Annotated in this window: 15 protein-coding genes; 3 read left to right on the top strand and 12 right to left on the bottom strand. The window is 49.9% G+C overall.

Translation table 11 applies throughout. The features are described 5' to 3' along the window. Positions 1–10: 10 nt before the first annotated feature. From J2T14_RS04460 to J2T14_RS04470, 3 genes are all read right to left on the bottom strand, one after another. The gene (locus J2T14_RS04460; protein ID WP_307468168.1) at positions 11–928 is read right to left on the bottom strand and encodes a carbohydrate ABC transporter permease; all 918 of its coding nucleotides are present in this window, start codon (positions 926–928) and stop codon (positions 11–13) included. 71 nt (positions 929–999) lie between these two features. Next, positions 1,000–2,376 carry an ABC transporter substrate-binding protein gene (locus J2T14_RS04465; RefSeq protein ID WP_307468172.1) on the bottom strand — a complete coding sequence of 459 codons (1,377 nt, stop codon included), beginning with the start codon at positions 2,374–2,376 and terminating at the stop codon, positions 1,000–1,002. A gap of 47 nt (positions 2,377–2,423) precedes the next feature. Beyond that, positions 2,424–3,506 carry a glycoside hydrolase family 172 protein gene (locus J2T14_RS04470; RefSeq protein ID WP_307468175.1) on the bottom strand — a complete coding sequence of 361 codons (1,083 nt, stop codon included), beginning with the start codon at positions 3,504–3,506 and terminating at the stop codon, positions 2,424–2,426. 200 nt (positions 3,507–3,706) lie between these two features. On the opposite strand from J2T14_RS04470, the gene J2T14_RS04475 reads away from it, so the two are divergent. Then, positions 3,707–4,576, top strand: coding sequence for an AraC family transcriptional regulator (locus J2T14_RS04475; protein WP_307468178.1), 870 nt, complete (start codon positions 3,707–3,709; stop codon positions 4,574–4,576). Positions 4,577–4,788: 212 nt separating this feature from the next. Here the strand turns inward: J2T14_RS04475 and J2T14_RS04480 are convergent, their stop codons facing one another. From J2T14_RS04480 to sigZ, 4 genes are all read right to left on the bottom strand, one after another. Beyond that, positions 4,789–6,201 (bottom strand): hypothetical protein, encoded by a 1,413-nt coding sequence (locus tag J2T14_RS04480; RefSeq protein ID WP_307468182.1) that lies wholly within the window; start codon positions 6,199–6,201, stop codon positions 4,789–4,791. 84 nt (positions 6,202–6,285) lie between these two features. After that, on the bottom strand, positions 6,286–7,326 hold the full coding sequence (locus tag J2T14_RS04485) for a sensor histidine kinase (protein ID WP_307468185.1): 1,041 nt from the start codon (positions 7,324–7,326) through the stop codon (positions 6,286–6,288). A gap of 1 nt (position 7,327) precedes the next feature. After that, positions 7,328–8,041 carry a response regulator transcription factor gene (locus tag J2T14_RS04490; protein WP_307468188.1) on the bottom strand — a complete coding sequence of 238 codons (714 nt, stop codon included), beginning with the start codon at positions 8,039–8,041 and terminating at the stop codon, positions 7,328–7,330. A 15-nt stretch (positions 8,042–8,056) separates the two neighbouring features. Continuing rightward, on the bottom strand, positions 8,057–8,665 hold the full coding sequence (gene sigZ, locus J2T14_RS04495; protein ID WP_307468191.1) for an RNA polymerase sigma factor SigZ: 609 nt from the start codon (positions 8,663–8,665) through the stop codon (positions 8,057–8,059). Between the two features lie 99 nt (positions 8,666–8,764). Here sigZ and J2T14_RS04500 point away from each other — a divergent pair, with 99 nt between their 5' ends. Next, positions 8,765–9,790 (top strand): aldo/keto reductase, encoded by a 1,026-nt coding sequence (locus J2T14_RS04500; protein WP_307468193.1) that lies wholly within the window; start codon positions 8,765–8,767, stop codon positions 9,788–9,790. Between the two features lie 164 nt (positions 9,791–9,954). Further along, complete coding sequence (locus J2T14_RS04505) at positions 9,955–10,200, top strand: hypothetical protein (RefSeq protein WP_307468196.1); 246 nt, start codon at positions 9,955–9,957, stop codon at positions 10,198–10,200. Positions 10,201–10,963: 763 nt separating this feature from the next. Here the strand turns inward: J2T14_RS04505 and J2T14_RS04510 are convergent. From J2T14_RS04510 to J2T14_RS04530, 5 genes are all read right to left on the bottom strand, one after another. Then, complete coding sequence (locus tag J2T14_RS04510) at positions 10,964–11,392, bottom strand: hypothetical protein (RefSeq protein WP_307468201.1); 429 nt, start codon at positions 11,390–11,392, stop codon at positions 10,964–10,966. 437 nt (positions 11,393–11,829) lie between these two features. Next, positions 11,830–12,021 (bottom strand): hypothetical protein, encoded by a 192-nt coding sequence (locus tag J2T14_RS04515; RefSeq protein ID WP_307468203.1) that lies wholly within the window; start codon positions 12,019–12,021, stop codon positions 11,830–11,832. Positions 12,022–12,027: 6 nt separating this feature from the next. Continuing rightward, on the bottom strand, positions 12,028–13,212 hold the full coding sequence (locus J2T14_RS04520) for an ArsA family ATPase (RefSeq protein ID WP_307468206.1): 1,185 nt from the start codon (positions 13,210–13,212) through the stop codon (positions 12,028–12,030). Between the two features lie 64 nt (positions 13,213–13,276). Then, the gene (locus J2T14_RS04525) at positions 13,277–13,753 is read right to left on the bottom strand and encodes a MarR family winged helix-turn-helix transcriptional regulator (protein ID WP_307468209.1); all 477 of its coding nucleotides are present in this window, start codon (positions 13,751–13,753) and stop codon (positions 13,277–13,279) included. Positions 13,754–13,925: 172 nt separating this feature from the next. Further along, a complete protein-coding gene (locus tag J2T14_RS04530) occupies positions 13,926–16,628 on the bottom strand; it encodes a glycosyl hydrolase family 95 catalytic domain-containing protein (protein ID WP_307468210.1) in 2,703 nt (900 codons plus the stop codon). Positions 16,629–16,736 lie beyond the last annotated feature (108 nt).

The raw sequence follows: 16,736 nt of genomic DNA on the forward strand, positions 1-16,736 counted from the left end.
CTGTCCCTCCTCATTCGTAATGCACCCAACGTTTCGACATTAAGAAATTAATCAGCGTGATAATCATAATCACGATACCCAGCACCCAAGCCATCGCCGAGGCGAAGCCCATGTTCATATAACGGAAAGCGTTTTCAAACAAATAATAGACACTTGTCATCGTCGAGAAGTTCGGCCCGCCGCCCGTCATGATCCGGAACCTTACGAAATCCTGCAGCGCTCCGATAATCGCCGTCACTAGAATGAAGAATGTCGTCGGCGAGATACCCGCAACGGTAATATAACGGAATCTCTGCCATTTGCTCGCCCCGTCCATTTCGGCCGCTTCATACAAAGTCGCCGGCACGCCCTGCAAGGCGGCAAGATACAGTACCATATTAAAGCCAAGCCCGCCCCATACGCCCTGGATGATCATGGCCGGCATCGCCCAGTTTTCTTCATTCAGCCAAGCCGGACCCTGAATCCCGGCATATCCAAGCAGCTGATTCAATATCCCGAAATCGGAATTGAACACCCATTTCCATAGCAGGGTCAGCGCGACGACGGAGCTGATGGTCGGCAGAAAGAATGCGGTGCGAAAAAAATTGATTCCGGCAATTTTCTGATTTAAAGCGATAGCGATCCCTAATGAAATCACCATGCCTATCGGAATACCGAGCGCGGCGTAAAAGGTATTCACGGTTGTCTTCCAGATCAAAGGATCTTGAAACAACAGCCGGTAATTTTCCAATCCGTTCAGGTCCGGCGCATTGAATCCGTCGAACTTGGTGAAGCTGATGTACACCGAATAAGAGAGCGGTATGAAACCGAAGATCATAAAGCCGACGATCGGCGCAGAAATAAACAGGTACGCCCAGACATAATCTTTGTTGAACCGTCGTTTGGCGCCGATCGGGTTATCTTGCTTCAGGCTGAGACTGCGCGTCATGTTCGATTCCCTCTTTCTCGGAAATAAGTAGGAGGAAGAGGACACGCTCTCCCTCCCTTACCATCCTTCACTTATTTAAATAGCTCCGGGTTCCCTTCTTTCAACGCTTTTTCCACTTCCGGTTTGATCTTGTCGAGCAATTCCTTGGCCGTCATTTTGCCTTCCCACATTTGTCCCAGGTTTTGATTGATGATATCCCACCATTTGTTATTCGCGACATACGTCCACGGTCCCGATTGCTCGGTCTCCACTGCTTTCAGGAACACTTCGGCATGCTCCGGTTTTTGACCCGGCTGGAGGAAGATGTCCGAGTTCGCCATGGTCTTGTATACAGGCATGGTCAATCCTTGCTCGCCGCGTATTTGGTTCGCTTCCGGTCCTGCCAGAAAAGCAGCGAATCTGAAGGCTTGCTCCGGATATTTCGTCTTGCTCCAGACCGAATATCCCGTCGAGGCGCTCCAGCCGCTCCATACGCCGTTAGCCGGAATAGGCGCCACGTCCCAATCAAACTTCAAATTGCGGTATACCGGAGTGGCCCATCTGCCTGCTGTGATCATGGCCAGCTTGCCGGTTTCGAACATTTGTCCGTCATTCATCGACTGAAGCGCGCGCGAATCCGGAACAACCTTATGGACATTGCTAAGGTCTGCCGCATATTGAAGCGCTTCCGCCGCTTTCTCTTCATTCAGCACGAACGCCGTGCGTTCATCGTTTAAGATTTTACCGCCGTTCCCCCAAACGAAGCCTTCCCACCAGATCGGCCCCATGCCGTATTGATCCGGTTTGCCGTCACCGTTCGTGTCTTTCGTCAGCTTCTTTGCGGTGTCGAGCAGCTGATCGAAGGTCATTGGCGTTTCGGAACTTGGGTAAGGCACATCCGCTTCGTCGAACAGCTGTTTATTGTAGTAAAGCACGGTACCCGCCACGTCCATAGGGAGCGCATACAGATCGCCTTTGCCCATGATCATGCCGTCATATCTATACCGGTCGACAGCGGATTGGAACATGTCGCTGAGGTCAAAACCGGAAGCGTCGACCTGCTCTTGAATATTCATGATAGCACCGAGCTTGATCCAGCGGGCGATATCGCCATCGCCTGCATAGAACACGTCCGGGGCGCTTCCGCCAGCCAGGACGGTGTTCATTTTGCCAGCATAGTCGGCGGGAATGTGAATGTATTGCACCTTAATATCAGGGTTTTGGCTTTCGAACGTTTTGATCAACTCTTCGTAAAGCTTCTTCTCGTTAGGCTCGCCCCAGCCGGAGAATTTGATGGTGACTTGTTCGCCGGAGCCCGTATTATTCGAAGGGGTGTTGCTTTCGCTTGCAGCATTGTTCGTTTCGTTCGGGTTGCTGTTACCGGAGTTGCTCGAACATGCGGCAATCAAACTCATTGCAATTACGAGACAAAGGATGACGCTCATCATTCTTTTGATTGAACTTAACATTTCGTTGCCCTCCCTGATATCGTTCCATATTCAAAAACGCAAACGTGCTAAATCACTTCCAGCTCGTCTTTCCCCGGCAGCTTCGGATAGGCCGCATGCGGCTCCGATTGGTACCAGAAGGCGACGGATGCGATATCGTCCTGCAGCGGAAGATATCTGCCTCCCGAACGCCATCCGAGCGCCTGAACCGTTACGCGCAAATCTTCTTCGAAGCGAATCGGGTCCATGACATGCCATCTGTACATGCCGAATCTTTGTTGACTGCGATATAAACCATCCGGCTTAAGCACTTGATGAAGTCCGAGATACGCGGTGGAAAATTCGCAATACTCCCCTTTCGGCTGCTCGAAATTCCATGCGCCGCCGAAGTAATCCTCGGTTCCCGTCCCGCAGATCGTCGGAAAATCCCGATCCCCATCCATGTAAAATTTAACTTCCCCTTCGCCCCACCAGCCTGAATTATTGACCTGCCAGGCCAAGTAAGTTCCGACGTAATGGCCTTTGCCCTTGACCCCGTCCAGAATCGTATGAACATCCTTGTATCGCACGGGATTGCTCCTGTTCCATTGGGCGTGGAAGTATGCCGCATCATCCGGCACATCCGTCAACGCGTAATCCGCCTGGTAGTACAGGACAACCTCTTCATTCGCGCGGTTTTCTACCGTAATTCTGGCGCTCTTGCGGAAAGGCATCACCCAGTAGCTGTTCATGCCCCCTGCAGGGTTAACGGCGACCGGATGCGAAATAACGTTGCTGCGTTCGCACCAGCCATTGCAGAAGAAGTCGCCGAACGGGACTTCAACCGAAGGAGCCTCCTCATCGTCCCAATAGAAACGAAGGATTAAATTCCGCCAATGACCGGGAAAGGTCGTCATCCAAATATGCTGGATTGCGCCAGGTCCAGCGATTTCAGCCAATATGAACGTGCTTTCCGCTGGAATAACGACCGACGGGGATATTTTCCATCCCAATCCTAAATCGCGGCCGGGCTGCGCTCCCGTTCCTTCCGTCGCCATTGCCGCCTTTCCCTTTTCACCCGTAATGTTTTCCGCGCTGATCGACCTCGTCTTCGCGTCCGAAAGACGAGGCAGGCTGCCAAGCCCCATGTCCAAACCGTTAAATGTTTTCAAAGCAATCCCCTTTCAATGTAAGCGTTGTCTTGCTTCTTCGCGGCTTCTCATGAGAAACAAAATGTCTTGCTAGTTGTTGATTTTATAGGAGAAACGGCCGGATAGAAATATCATATCTGACCGACTTTTTAACCAAAATTGCTCTTATTTTTGTTTCCGTTTTGCAGCTTGTGTACTATAATGACGGAAGGAGGGATCATATGGATTTGAACGCTTTATCGCCTTATGTGCGCGTTGCCTGGGACAGCATGATCGATCCGCCTTTCGAAATTTCCGAACGAGTGATCTACGATTACGAGCTGCTGTACGTCAAAGACGGGGATATTCGAGTCACGATCGAGAATCAGGTTTATCACGGCGTTCCAGGCGATCTTTTCCTGTTCAAGCCGATGCAGCCGCATTCCATCCTGCTGTTGAACAACAAGAAGCTCCATCAGCCGCATATCCATTTCGACCTGTTCTACCAGCCGGACAGCCCGCAAGTGAAAGTTTCCTACAAGCCGCTTAAGTCGATGACGGAGCAGGAGAAAGCGTTTTTTCGCGAGGATATTACTCCTTACTTGGACTACCCGCTGCCTAATCATATTCGCCTAAATCAACCTGTCGTCATCGAGCAATTCATATTCGACATTATTCATGAGCTGGAACGGAAGCTTCCCTACCACGAGATCGCTGTAAAAGGACTGTTCATCCAACTGTGGATTCAACTTCTCAGGGAAATTCACTGGCATAATAACATGCACCTCATGTCCAAATGGGAGCAGCTCGACCGCGTCAAGAACTATATCGGTCATCGCACGGATCAGGAAATTACGTTAGACGAGTTAACGGATATCGCGAATTTAAGCAAATATTACTTGTGCAGGCTGTTTAAGAAAGCATACGGGACGACCCCGATCCAGTACCATACCGCCATCCGTCTGGAGAAAGCCAAGCAGCTCATCCAATTGACGAACCTCCCTTTAACCGAAATTGCGGACAAGCTAGGTTTTCAGAGCATCTATGCCTTCAGCCGAGCGTTCCGCAAGCTGGAAAACGTATCCCCTTCATTCTATAGAAAAAAAGGATGACCTTCAGCGCTCGTGCGCTGCGAAGTCATCCTCTTTGTTTTGGCTGCCTGAAGGTCTCTGTCCTACCGGTTTTGCAAATTCGAACCGCAGCGCTCGCAATGGCCTCTTCTGCGATAATAGTAGAAGATCGCGGCGATCCCCAGCGAAATCCCCCAGACCGGAAAAAGCAGCAGCGGGGTCGTGGCTCCCCAATCCCGGAGATCTCCAATGGACTAGATATCGAAGACCACCTGCATGCCGGTAACGGTGATCAGGATGGAGACGATCCCGGCAGGAACGAGGGCCAGAGCGGGAGGGACGCGTTTACCGGCAAGCATCGGAAACCAGCGAGGAAACGTCTCGCCCCAAGGTTTGATCAGACCGTGCGTGAGAACGGTGCCGCCGATCGATACGAGCGCGAGCCCCGCTCCTGCGACTGCCGCCCCCGATTCCTGAAGGTCTCTAAGCATTTCGTTCGATATCCCGAGAGGAATTCCAAATAGCCAGGCGATGCGGGTAATCTCATAGTACGCAGGGGCGATGATCGCGACATGGGCAGCCCGCCTGCCCCAGCGTGACGCGGAAGTCGATGATGCCGGCCCATGTGCCGTGCCGCGAACGCGTCCGCAATGTTCGCAAGCCTCTCTCGAACGCCGACCGAAGGTTAAAGCCGCCGTTGCCCAGAGCATTCCGCCCGCAAGGCATACAAACTGGTTCGCAACGGGCAAAGTAATGGATTCGAAGAAGGGGAACGACCCTCCTAATAGAGAACCGATCAAGGCCACCGGAGCGTATGCCACGACAATCAGCGCACGGGCATCCATGACGAAGAAGCATAAAACGAACGAGATACTCCAGGCAAACGAGAGCAAGATCGTTCGGACCGCGCCGCTTGCTTTGAACTTGAACCAATAGAGCACGATTACGCCGAGAACGCATAGCGCAACGATGACAGGACCCGCGGTTTCGGCGGCCGCATGCCTGAAGGCGGAAGCTGCCGCACCCGGGTCGTTCGACAAGCCTAATGGAAAACCCGGACCTCCAAGTGACCAATATACGCCCAAAGCGCCGTACGTCGCCGTCCAAGCGATCGCGGCGATGCGGGTCCATTCCGGCCATCGCCTCCACCAGCGCGTCGAATGAGGAAGCGCCGGCCCCCTCGTTCTAATGCCGAAGGACCGTGCGGCCATGCTGACCGTGACTCCCCAAACGAAGAAGCCCCCGTAGACGATTGTCGGTACCCAAGGGTCGAAATGCGGGTTGTCGGCCATGTTTATGTTACCCGTCATTAGCTTGCAGAAGGTTACGAGGCTTATGGAAACGAAAAACAAACCGCCCAAGGATGCAGGAGCAAGGAGGATCCGGCGCGGAAGCTTGTTTCCCCATTGCTGTACCAAAGCAAGCGCTAGAAGGGATGCTATGAGCGCCAATAGGGCGGTCGCGTCGATTCCGTTCATATACAGCCATTTGCTGATGGGGTCGGCGTTCGCCTGCATGGAAGCATGCATTTCCTCGATACCTTGCCGGGTGGCAAGCACAGCGAACCCGTTCGCCCACAGTAACTTAAGGATCGCATAGGGAACGAGCGCCACCGACGCTGCATACCCCCATTTTTTCGATGATAACGAAGCTCTTTGTTTTATCATGTAACTTCACCTTCCTGTTACGGCGTTACTCGATATTATAGAGAACGCCGGTAAACAGGAGGTAAACGGAACACAAACGTTATCCTAAATATGCTCAGCCTGCAGCCGAATCGACAGCGAAGTGCCTTCGTTCGGTTTGCTGTGCACGTTCATTTTGCCTCCATGGGCTTCAACGAGCTGCTTGGCAATGGACAGGCCAAGACCCGGTCGATCGACAGAATCATTGAATCCGATTCCGTTATCCTCGATCCGGATTTCCGCCGTCCGATCCGGACGTTGCATGATTCGAACCGTAATCATCGTGCCTTCCGGATTATGTACAACGGCATTGACGAGCAAATTGCGAATCGCTCGCATGATCAGCCTTGGATCGCAGTCCGCCATGATCAGATCGGACTCCGAATCCAATCTGAGGAGATAACCGCTCGCCCACGGCGCGCTGCCTACGTCTGCCGCCGTCCTGCGCACGATCTCGACGAGATCGACTCTCTCGGTTCGCAGAGGGATTTGACCATGAACCGTTTCATTCAGATCCTGAACCAACTCTTGCAAATGGTCCGCTTTCTGCTGGATAATGGTCAGGAATTCCAGACGCTCCGCTTCGCTCCACCCATATTCCTTGTTGATTAGCATATTGGAATAACCGGAAATGTAGGTTAACGGCGTTTTCAAATCGTGGGAAATGCCGCGTATCCATTCCCGCTTCGTCTGTTCCGACTGCCGCAACGCCTCCTCGTTCGCTTTCAGCGTGCTCGCAAGCTTCCGCAAATGCTCGAACAATTCCTTGTAGACGGCATACGGAAATTTCAACGAATGATTCCTCCGGGTGTGGATTTCGTCCCATCTAGCGGGATCATTGTATTGGCCGTTCGCCAGGCGTCTGATCCAAATCATCATATAATAGATCGGCTTGCCCAAATACCAGCCGATCAGAAGCAAAGTCAGAAGAAAAAGCACGGCGCACAGGACCATAAAGAAAAGCTCTTGGCTGCTCGCGGCCGTTCCGGAGCGCAGCAATTCCGGCCAGAACAACCAAGCCGCAGCGATCACGATTACTTGGATGCAAAGAAGGAAGAGGAAGAAAGCCGCCAACAGCTGCACCGCTATTCGAAGGATCAAATTCATCTCATCGGCCTCCGGATGGGGGAACGAACTTATATCCGATTCCCCTTAACGTCACGATCAGCTTAGGGTCGGATGGATCCGCCTCCAGCTTCTTTCTCAGTCTCGAGACGTGGATTACAACCGTTTTCTCATCCCCCTGCAGCATGTCTCCCCACAACTGCTCATACAATTGCCGTACGGTGAACACCCGGTTCGGATGTTTGCACAGATAGAAAAGCAGCTCCAGCTCCTTCGCCGGACATGGCGTAACCTCGTCGCCCACGATCAACTCTCCTGTTGTCCGGTTCACGGTAAAGGCCGAATACCGATAGATCTCCTCTGCGGTTGATGCCTCGGAAGCATAAAACGCGCTCCGTCTCAACTGGGCTTGGATCCTCGCAACGACTTCCATCGGGTTGAATGGCTTCGTTACGTAATCGTCGCCTCCCAAAATAAGACCCTGCTGCTTATCCATATCGCCGGAACGGGCGGAAAGGAACAGGATCGGAGTCGTAATCGTCTTGCGCAGCTCCGTGCACAAAGAAAATCCGTCCAGATCCGGAAGCATTACATCTAACACGATCATATCGAAGCGAGCGGTTCGAACGGCCATCAGCGCTTCGGCAGCCGAATAAGCTTTCGTTATATGCGTGTATCCGTTTTTTCGCAGCAGGTTTTCCAGCATAATCAGGATGCCTTCCTCGTCATCCACTAACAATATCGCTTCATTCCGCATAATACCGACCTCCATTTAACTACTGTTAGTTTGTCTCGTATCCGTATTGCACAATGCGGCCGCGGATTTCCGTTTGGATTTTTTGGTATGAACCGGTTCATCGCGCACCACGCGATATTCAACGATATTCCCATATGGATCCGATACAATCTCGCAACAGCTGGTCATCATCTCCCTGATCAACTCCCGTCCTCGCTGTACCCTTGACTTCACACCTGAATAAGAAATCCCTAGAAGCTCGCTTAGCTGCTTCTGCGACATGCCTTTCAGATCGGTCAGCTCAATCGCTTCCCTGTACTTCTCCGGCAAAAAAGGCAGGATTGTCACCAAATCTGCAGCTGCTTCGGTAGAATAATCGGAATTGGACTCTTCCTCCGCCTCTTGTTGCTCCGGCAGCTCCTCCGTCTTCTTCATTTTGCGATAGTAATCCACGATGCAGTTGCGTGCTATTTGAAATAGCCAAGCCCGAGCTTTATCATCGTCCTTTAGGTAAACCAATCCTTCATGGGCCTTTATAAAAATATTTTGCACGATATCTTCTGTATCGGCGCGGTTACTGATTTTTTGCCGGACATAGTTCCGGACATGAGCGTAATATCCTTCCCAAAGCGTCTCCAGCTTCATTGATCGTTTCCCACCTGACTATTTTTTTGTTTTTTTGCGTCCGTTTGATTTTTCTTCCGTCACTAAAATTGTAATCCATATTCAGGAAGGGGAAAAGCAATGAAATACAATTTATTGGGCAAAACGGGAGTGCTTGTTTCGGAGATCGGACTCGGTACGATGACATTTGGGGGCGGCGCCAAGTGGGGCATCTTCGGCGGTCTTGGCGAGAAAGATGCTGGATTGCTTGTCGATCGGGCGATGGAAGCGGGAGTGAATTTCTTCGATACCGCCAATGTCTACGCCGATGGGCAGTCTGAAGCCATACTCGGAAAAACGTTAAAAGGCAAAAGACACCAGGCCATTATCGCGACGAAGGTAAGAGGACGCATGGGGCCCGGTCCAAATGAGCTCGGCTTATCGCGCCTGCATATCATCCGGCAGGTCGAAGAAAGTCTCAAACGTCTAGGAACGGATTATATTGATCTGTATCAGGTTCATAACCCGGATCAGCTGACGGACTGGGAAGAAACGCTGCGCGCCCTCGACGACCTGGTAAGCAGCGGCAAAGTCCGCTACATCGGTTCTTCCAATATGAACGGTTGGAGCATTATGAAAACGAGGGGAATCTCGCAGTTCCATGGGCTGCATGCATTCAAAAGCAGCCAATCCTATTACTCTCTGGCCGCCCGCGAAATCGAACGGGAAATTATCCCCGTCCTCCAGGATCAAAACATGGGTCTTGTCGTTTGGAGTCCTCTGTCCGGCGGATTCCTGTCGGGTAAGTACACGCGAGACAAACAAGGCCTGCAAGAAGACTGTCATGCTAAGCTTTCGTTTCCTCCAGTCGATCAAGATAAGGCGTTCGCGATTATCGATGTGCTGCGCGAAATTGCGGAAGCGCGCGATTCTACGGTGGCTCGGATTGCTTTGGCTTGGGTGCTAAACCAGAAAGCGGTCACCAGCGTGATTGTGGGAGCGAAGCGCCTGGATCAACTGGAAGACAATCTTGCGGCGAGCGGCATTATTTTGACTCCCGAACAATTATCGAGGTTGGATCAGGTCAGCAGCTTGCCCATCGAGTACCCGGCATGGCCATTCCTGGAAGGCGATGATTCCATCGTCAGAAAACATCCGATCATGTGACCGAAACCGTCATGGGATGTCCGATTCCTATTACATTTATGGTATAATCGTAAACAAACTAAACGGTATGAAGCACATGCCGCTTTGATACGCCGCTTTCGAGCATTGGCGTATCAAAGCGGCTTTTTTGCGATTAAAATAATAAGGTTGGGGGGCAGATGCGCGTGTTTAAAGATGCCTATGAGGAATGGATGGCAAGACAGATCGCGGAAGAGAAAAGCCATCGGAGAAAGGAATTTCTTCGGAAAGGACTTGGACACGGGACTATGGAGTATCTACGCTTGATTTGGAATCCTGCTATCGGCAATTTTGACCATTTATATGCTGAATATGAAGTGAGAGATTTCAATAACGGATATCGTTATTTGGATCCAGCCTATATGCCCGAGGACGTCATGCCAGAGATATAGGAGCAAGCCGTTTCAATGATCTATGCATGAAGCAAGCCTTGCTTGCCTTGGATGACTGGCTATTCCTTCCTATCGCTTATTTATCCATTAAAGAAGATCCCGGCGTTTGTAAACAATTGACACTTTCCTTTGTAGGGAAATTCCTGTCGACTGCGGTGCCATACAATCTAAGCTGGGCCGAAGCGGAAACCTTGCGATACGCCCGCAGATTAATGCGTTCTTTTGCCCCTCGGGAGCTTTCCTCGCATCTGCAGCTATCGGCTCGCTACACAAGAGCAGTACTTCAAAATCTTCTGGATAAAGAGCTGATGACTGTTGCTAGCAGAAACTTGAGATACCTCACTTATCGACTCCCTTGATCGAGGTTGCTGGGAGCATGCTTTTCTAACGGCTGCCACAGATGCTATTTGCATGCAATTGTGATTTTTTTAATTCTAACGGAACTGTGAGACCTTGTAGGTATGAAATGGGCTCATATCCCTACAAGAAGTGAAAGTAAGGTCTGTCACAGCCGTTAAATTGTAAAACATACCTTTTTACGCTAAATAAGGTCTGTGGCAGCCGTTAGAGCTGAGTTCTCTGTCTGCGGAGCAGCTGATGCAAACAGTGTGTAGAAGACGTGGTTTGTGTTGCATGCATGGTGGAGCTTACACTACGAAGCCTTTTCATTTCATTCCGTCCGCGCGGACGAACCCCTGACCTCATCGCTGCCATCGATGCACTCTACCGAGCGGTAAGTTTAACTAATCCGGACGGAATAGTCTCAGTACGACTTACGATCATTCAGCAGCACACGGTTAAACTTGCAGCAAATGAGCAGTACCGCAATGAAACGGGAGGAGCCTTGCAGCAAAAAGACGCACCACTTCTTGGATATCCAAAAGTAAACAGGCAAATCAACGCCGGTATAGGACGGGTGCCACCAAATCAGCTTATAAATCCCCAGTGCTAAAAAACCGTACTCTATGCCAACAAACATAGCGGAAATGAGTAATATCCAACCAAAGCGGAGTTGAAACGCAGCAATGAAAAAGGCTGCCGATGATACATAGTAGACCTGGGAAAGATATGCGCCTAACGACAAATCATGATAGGGGTTCTTCAATATACCGGGGTAGTATTCGTAGCTATGAAGAACGTGCAAAATCACATTTTCGAAATAAGGCGCTATTGCGCTCAGCCCCAAATACAAGGGCAATAACTTCAGGTTTTTTTTGTCTAAAGAAAGTATAGGCGATCAGAAACAGACTCAAAACAGCTAAAATCAAAAACCAGATTGCATTCTCCATTTGTATGGGTACTCTAAACTGAAGAGTCTGCGGTAACAGCATTATTCCTCCGTAGTGAAAAATGTTTATATTTATTAGGATTGTTTCTCCGTTTTGGTATACAAATACAACAAGGCTGCCTGTCTGACAGCCCATTCAAAGTTACTTATTTTTGTACGATATCGTAGTAAATCACAGCAAATTAACCGCCTTAGCCACTGGTGTTAATCCCCATCGGCTGGACCATGCGCCGCTGGACTATGATGCCATGAGCCACGGAAACGCCGCTAACCGCGGCCACTATCAAAGCGATATCTTGCAAAACCATATTCGTTACACCTCGCTATCGTATTTTCCGAATTTACTCTTCCTTAATATTGATTTTGCGTGCATGCGGGGTATTTGACTTCTCCTCCAAAGAGTCAATGCAGCTGTCGATGACCGCTCGAGACGCGAGCAACCATTCCTTGATCGCAGTTCGTGCATGCCCCTCAGCTTGATGCTGCTCCAGATACTTCAATATCCGTTCTATTCTAGGCAAAGCGTTTCTCATCGCTCATCATTCCTTTCCTGCCGTATTCCGTTCGCCGAAACGGATGATAAGCCGGTCCTCCGCAAACTTCGCGCCCGCAACTTGCCGGCCTATTAGCGGTCTTGGCAAAATAACTTTCCGTTTGTAGGCGCCTGTATCTACCGTCAGTTCGTCGCCAGTCTGTGTCAAATCCAAATCCGCCTTCTCCACAAAAGGGATCATAAGTTCCAGCAGCATTTCCCCATTCACCTCTCGGATCATTTCCGTTCTGCCCCGATAACATATCGCGGAAGGGTCCTGATCTTTAAAAACGATATCCGCCAATTCCTCGAGAATAGGTAATCCGATTACCTCTTTTTGCATCATAGGTGCTTTCAAAATCGGCAGCGGCTGGAAGTTCATGACGATCTCTTCTTCATATTTCTTTTGAAGATTCCGCCAATAGGCGAAATAGCCTTCCCCTGCCTCATCCGGCAGCACGCGATTCACGATGATCGCATCCGTATTGAACCCGAATAAATTCAGATAGGTGAATGAACGTTTTGCTTCGGCAAGCACCATCTTCTCGGGGTTTAGAACAATTCTCACCGATGTCATCTCCGGGTCTAGAACGATCCGTTGCATTTCCTCCAAATTACGCGCCAAACGTTCAATGCCGTCAAGCACATCGTCCGAAGGCAGCTCCATGTTATTTACGAATTTGGCGACCGGTCGGACGAGCTTAATCAGCTTGCGTTCGGTCGGGAAAATTTTTTCAAGCCACCAATTCAATACATTGGGATAGCTTAGAAGTCGCAGCGTCTCTCCGGTCGGGGCACAATCGACGACGACCGCATCGTAATGCCCGCTTTGAGCCTGTTCTTTGATTTGCAACAAACTGAACAGCTCTTCCATGCCGGGAAATACGATCATTTCTTCCGTCGTAATGTCGGTAAGCTTTGCTTTATCAAGCATTGCTGTTAGCCAATCTTGGACCATTCCCCAATTCTTTTCCGTTTCCCGTAGGCTGTTCACTTCCTGCCCCCATAGGTTTTCGCTGATCGGAACAGGTTCCGGCCCGATCCGCATGTCCAGTGAATCCCCCAAACTATGTGCTGCGTCGGTGCTGATAATGAGCGTTCGTTTCCCCTGCTTTGCCATTTTCACCGCTGTCGCCGCGGCCATACTCGTCTTGCCGACGCCGCCTTTACCCGTGTAAATGATGATTCTCATGTCCATCTCTCCTCTTTAGTACGAAATCGTAGTAATTAATCAAAATAGAAACCGGTTGGATCAGTCACTCCTCGATCTTGATCTTTACCGGATGATTCTTTGTCTCCTGCGGCTTATCGGGTTTTTCGTCTTGGAATACTTTGATTGCCTTGAATGAAAGCAACGTAAATTGCTCCATTTCTTCCGAAGTAAACGCCGACTCCAACTTGCTCAGCATCGCCAACATGATGCGCTCCCATTCTTTCGCGAGCTGAAGACCTTCCTGCGTTAGCATGACGATCTTAACCCGCTGGTCTTTTGCGGAAGTGGCCCGGGCGATATAACCTTTACGTTCAAGCCGCTTCGCGATGCTTGTCATGGAACTCAGCGGTGCCCCCATCTCGTCTGCCAGTTCGGTCATCGTCAGATCTCCCCGGATAAGCAAAATAAGCAGCGTTGACAGATCGGAACGGGTCACTTTCTGTTCAAGTTGCAGCATGTCAGTCGAAAAAGCAAAAGGGCGCAAACCGATCTTGAGGAAAAGATCATACAACTGATGCATATTACCGCGGCAGCTCCTTTTTATTACCAAATCGTAATCATGTACTAAACTCAATTTAATACGTTTTCGTAGCAATGTCAACTATTATATAAATGGGTCTCTCCAACATCAATAATGAAAGCAACCCGACTGCTTAACTGCAGCCGGGTTGCTTGCTTGACCGGAAATTGCTCTAAATAAAAACGACAGTAACATTTACATCTGCACTCAGCGTTAAGCGGATATGTTTGCCCATTTCATCAATCAGCACTTCTGATTCACCGCCATTAACAATAGCTTTCGTCCAAGGGATACCCGCACTTAATTTGATCGTATTCTCGTCAATGCTCGAGCTCAGCGTAACTTGTGCTATTCCGGATAATAGATCCCATGATAACTGTTTCACCTCTACTTGCGTTCTTGCCATAAGTCCATCAATGGATCCCGATTGCCAATCGGAGGGCACCGCAGGAAGAACTTCGATTTCACCGGTATTCGAGAATAGCAACGCTTCATTAATAGCACCAACGACGCCAAATGATGTATCTGTGCAGTAGCAATGGTTTCTTCTATTCGTATCATGGTCTGTCATTAACGAAGTATAATATCCGCCATCCGTCATCATAGGCAGCAGCGAAGAGATTACACCTTCACCTTCCTTGAGCCGCGCGCTGACCAGAGCCTTGTGCATCCAGCCATGCCCCGCTGTTGCATCCTTCGTGTTGTACTTGTCTCTGTTCTCAAGTGCGATCTTCGCTGCCGTAGCGAGCGCTTTATTGTTTTGGGTTTCATACGCAGGCCATGCTACGTATAAATGGCTCAAATGTCGGTGGTTATTATTTTCCGTATACTCATTCATCGCCCATTCGCGCAAAGCGCCATCCACATCATATTTATAATCGGGTAACAGCTCCAATAGAGCTTCCCATTTAACGATTGCGGCTTCATAACCCTCGCGCTTTACGGCTTTCTCCATCGATATAACCATTAATAGACCATCCCGCGCAGCCGAAATGTCCATAGTGGCATTAGCCGTAATCGTGCTGTTATAGCCAATAGGATTGTTCTCCGGCGAGTACGCAGGAATAATCATATACTTCTCGCCTGGATTTAACGATACCTTGCCGCTTTGATGACACGCATTGCCATTTGTGTCCGTGTAGTATTCCGGCGTGCATATTTGTTCCCAAAAATTAGCTTGCTTCGTCAGAAGCGGAAGCAGAATATCCTTCTCCAGATCCAGATATCCCTTCCTTAGGAGGTGCGAGAATTCCTCATCCGTTAGACCTCCATCATTCACGCTGAGAAGCGACTGCAGTTCATGGATTCTCATGGATTCAACAATCGGAATCTTTCTGTTGCCGTAGCACTGCCAGTATTCATAAATGGGAAGCAGACACCAGCTTGCTCCGGCATTCCAGTATTCAAACGGATAATCGTTGTCATATTCCACATGCATGCCGCGGTCGCCATCCGAGTTGACAGATACCTGAAGCGCATCATGCATCCCATATGCCATGCGGGCATTATATTCAAAGTCTGGCGAATTCCTTAGGAAAAATGCGATATACCCGAGCTGTGCCTGCGTCATATGCCCCGTATTCATGGCCGCAACCTGCAAATTCACATTTGCGTCAAGGGTATAAATTCCGCGCCAGCCCGGATTCCATTCGCCGGTCCACATGCCGTACAAGCGAGGCGCGCTTGATCCGCTGCAGCATATCATCGCATATCGGCCCTGGTTGTAGACCTGCTCCACAAAGGCATGGTTGATTTTCGATACCGTTGCTTGTTGGGCGTGAATCAGAGCTAGATTATCCGCGTTCTTATCTGCGTCTTCGCCAGCTAGCGAGAAACGGACGGCGTTAAATTCAGCAGCATGCTGCTCGGCATGGGGTGCAAGTGCGGCGTAATAATCAAAACGACCGTCCGGATCTTTATACTTCTGCGCGACAGCGTTCGTATGCTGGAATAACTGCTCTACGAGAGAGTAATGTGCCATACCGGCAAAATCTTCGATCCTGCCCATTTCATTGGTTCGATTGGATTGCGTAATGAGGTAAACGGCATCGGCATCTATAATTTGAATCGCTGGATTCGGATCGCTGCCAACGTTCATCGTTTCATTCGTATCATCTAGCTGCACTCTTTTCTTGGTACCGTTTACGACGAGCACTTGCGTTAGACCCGCATAACCTCCATTACTGAGCTCGCTGCCCTCGTAAGACGGGTAATGCACAATCTGTGCAATGTATTCCGCCTGCGGATCTACCAGCTTCTTGTATTGAAGAGCTGTTACCTCGGAAGTACCGTTTCGGGCACGGCTCATATTCGAAATATCATCGATCGAGATGGTCATATTCAATTTGGAACCGGCAGCGGATTGTTCAAGCTTCGTAATGGAAACATTGTCTGCTCTGGAAGTGAACGAGGTCCGGATCCAACGACCGTATTCATCGGCGTAGCGTACGCCGGTCTCGGCCGTTTCATAATTCGTCCATCGCTCATACCCGGATACGCTTCCCCTGTTCGACATGTTCAATCGGAGTTGATGCCCGGGATGATAGCTGTAGTAGAAAGTTCTGATTCGGGTTGAACCGTTCTCGTCCTTAATTTTCCATTGGTCATTTTGGTTAAAAACGTTCCATCTCGCATCTTCAAGCTGCTCCGTTAATTCACCTGGAATAAATCTTGGTTCTCTGGACGGATAGTTGAACCACATATGCTGAAAGATAAAGCTGTCCGAATATGGCGAGCCAGACGTAATATAACCATTCTCGCCGTTGCCGCTAACCATGCCGTCCCGCCAAGCGTATCCTGGGTTGGACGCCGGCACTTCCGTATAGGTATAAACGTAATTTCCTTTTTCAAACATGCGCCCAGCTGTAGTTGCCATAACCATCATTCCCCCGCTTCCCAATACTCTTTGCTTTTCGCTATAATTATATCGATACAAGCATGTAGACGTTATCGGTAGAGACGACCAAAGACACCCTCGAGGTGT

Source organism: Paenibacillus harenae, assembly GCF_030812415.1.
In the GTDB taxonomy this organism is placed as follows: Bacteria; Bacillota; Bacilli; order Paenibacillales; family Paenibacillaceae; genus Pristimantibacillus; species Pristimantibacillus harenae_A.

Bases quoted from the DNA above. Each gene is read 5' to 3' on its own strand.
- J2T14_RS04460 (WP_307468168.1), bottom strand. From the start codon at position 928: ATGACGCGCAGTCTCAGCCTGAAGCAAGATAACCCGATCGGCGCCAAA.
- J2T14_RS04465 (WP_307468172.1), bottom strand. From the start codon at position 2,376: ATGTTAAGTTCAATCAAAAGAATGATGAGCGTCATCCTTTGTCTCGTA.
- J2T14_RS04475 (WP_307468178.1), top strand. From the start codon at position 3,707: ATGGATTTGAACGCTTTATCGCCTTATGTGCGCGTTGCCTGGGACAGC.
- J2T14_RS04480 (WP_307468182.1), bottom strand. From the start codon at position 6,201: ATGATAAAACAAAGAGCTTCGTTATCATCGAAAAAATGGGGGTATGCA.
- J2T14_RS04485 (WP_307468185.1), bottom strand. From the start codon at position 7,326: ATGAATTTGATCCTTCGAATAGCGGTGCAGCTGTTGGCGGCTTTCTTC.
- J2T14_RS04490 (WP_307468188.1), bottom strand. From the start codon at position 8,041: ATGCGGAATGAAGCGATATTGTTAGTGGATGACGAGGAAGGCATCCTG.
- sigZ (WP_307468191.1), bottom strand. From the start codon at position 8,665: ATGAAGCTGGAGACGCTTTGGGAAGGATATTACGCTCATGTCCGGAAC.
- J2T14_RS04500 (WP_307468193.1), top strand. From the start codon at position 8,765: ATGAAATACAATTTATTGGGCAAAACGGGAGTGCTTGTTTCGGAGATC.
- J2T14_RS04515 (WP_307468203.1), bottom strand. From the start codon at position 12,021: ATGAGAAACGCTTTGCCTAGAATAGAACGGATATTGAAGTATCTGGAG.
- J2T14_RS04520 (WP_307468206.1), bottom strand. From the start codon at position 13,212: ATGAGAATCATCATTTACACGGGTAAAGGCGGCGTCGGCAAGACGAGT.
- J2T14_RS04525 (WP_307468209.1), bottom strand. From the start codon at position 13,753: ATGCATCAGTTGTATGATCTTTTCCTCAAGATCGGTTTGCGCCCTTTT.
- J2T14_RS04530 (WP_307468210.1), bottom strand. From the start codon at position 16,628: ATGGCAACTACAGCTGGGCGCATGTTTGAAAAAGGAAATTACGTTTAT.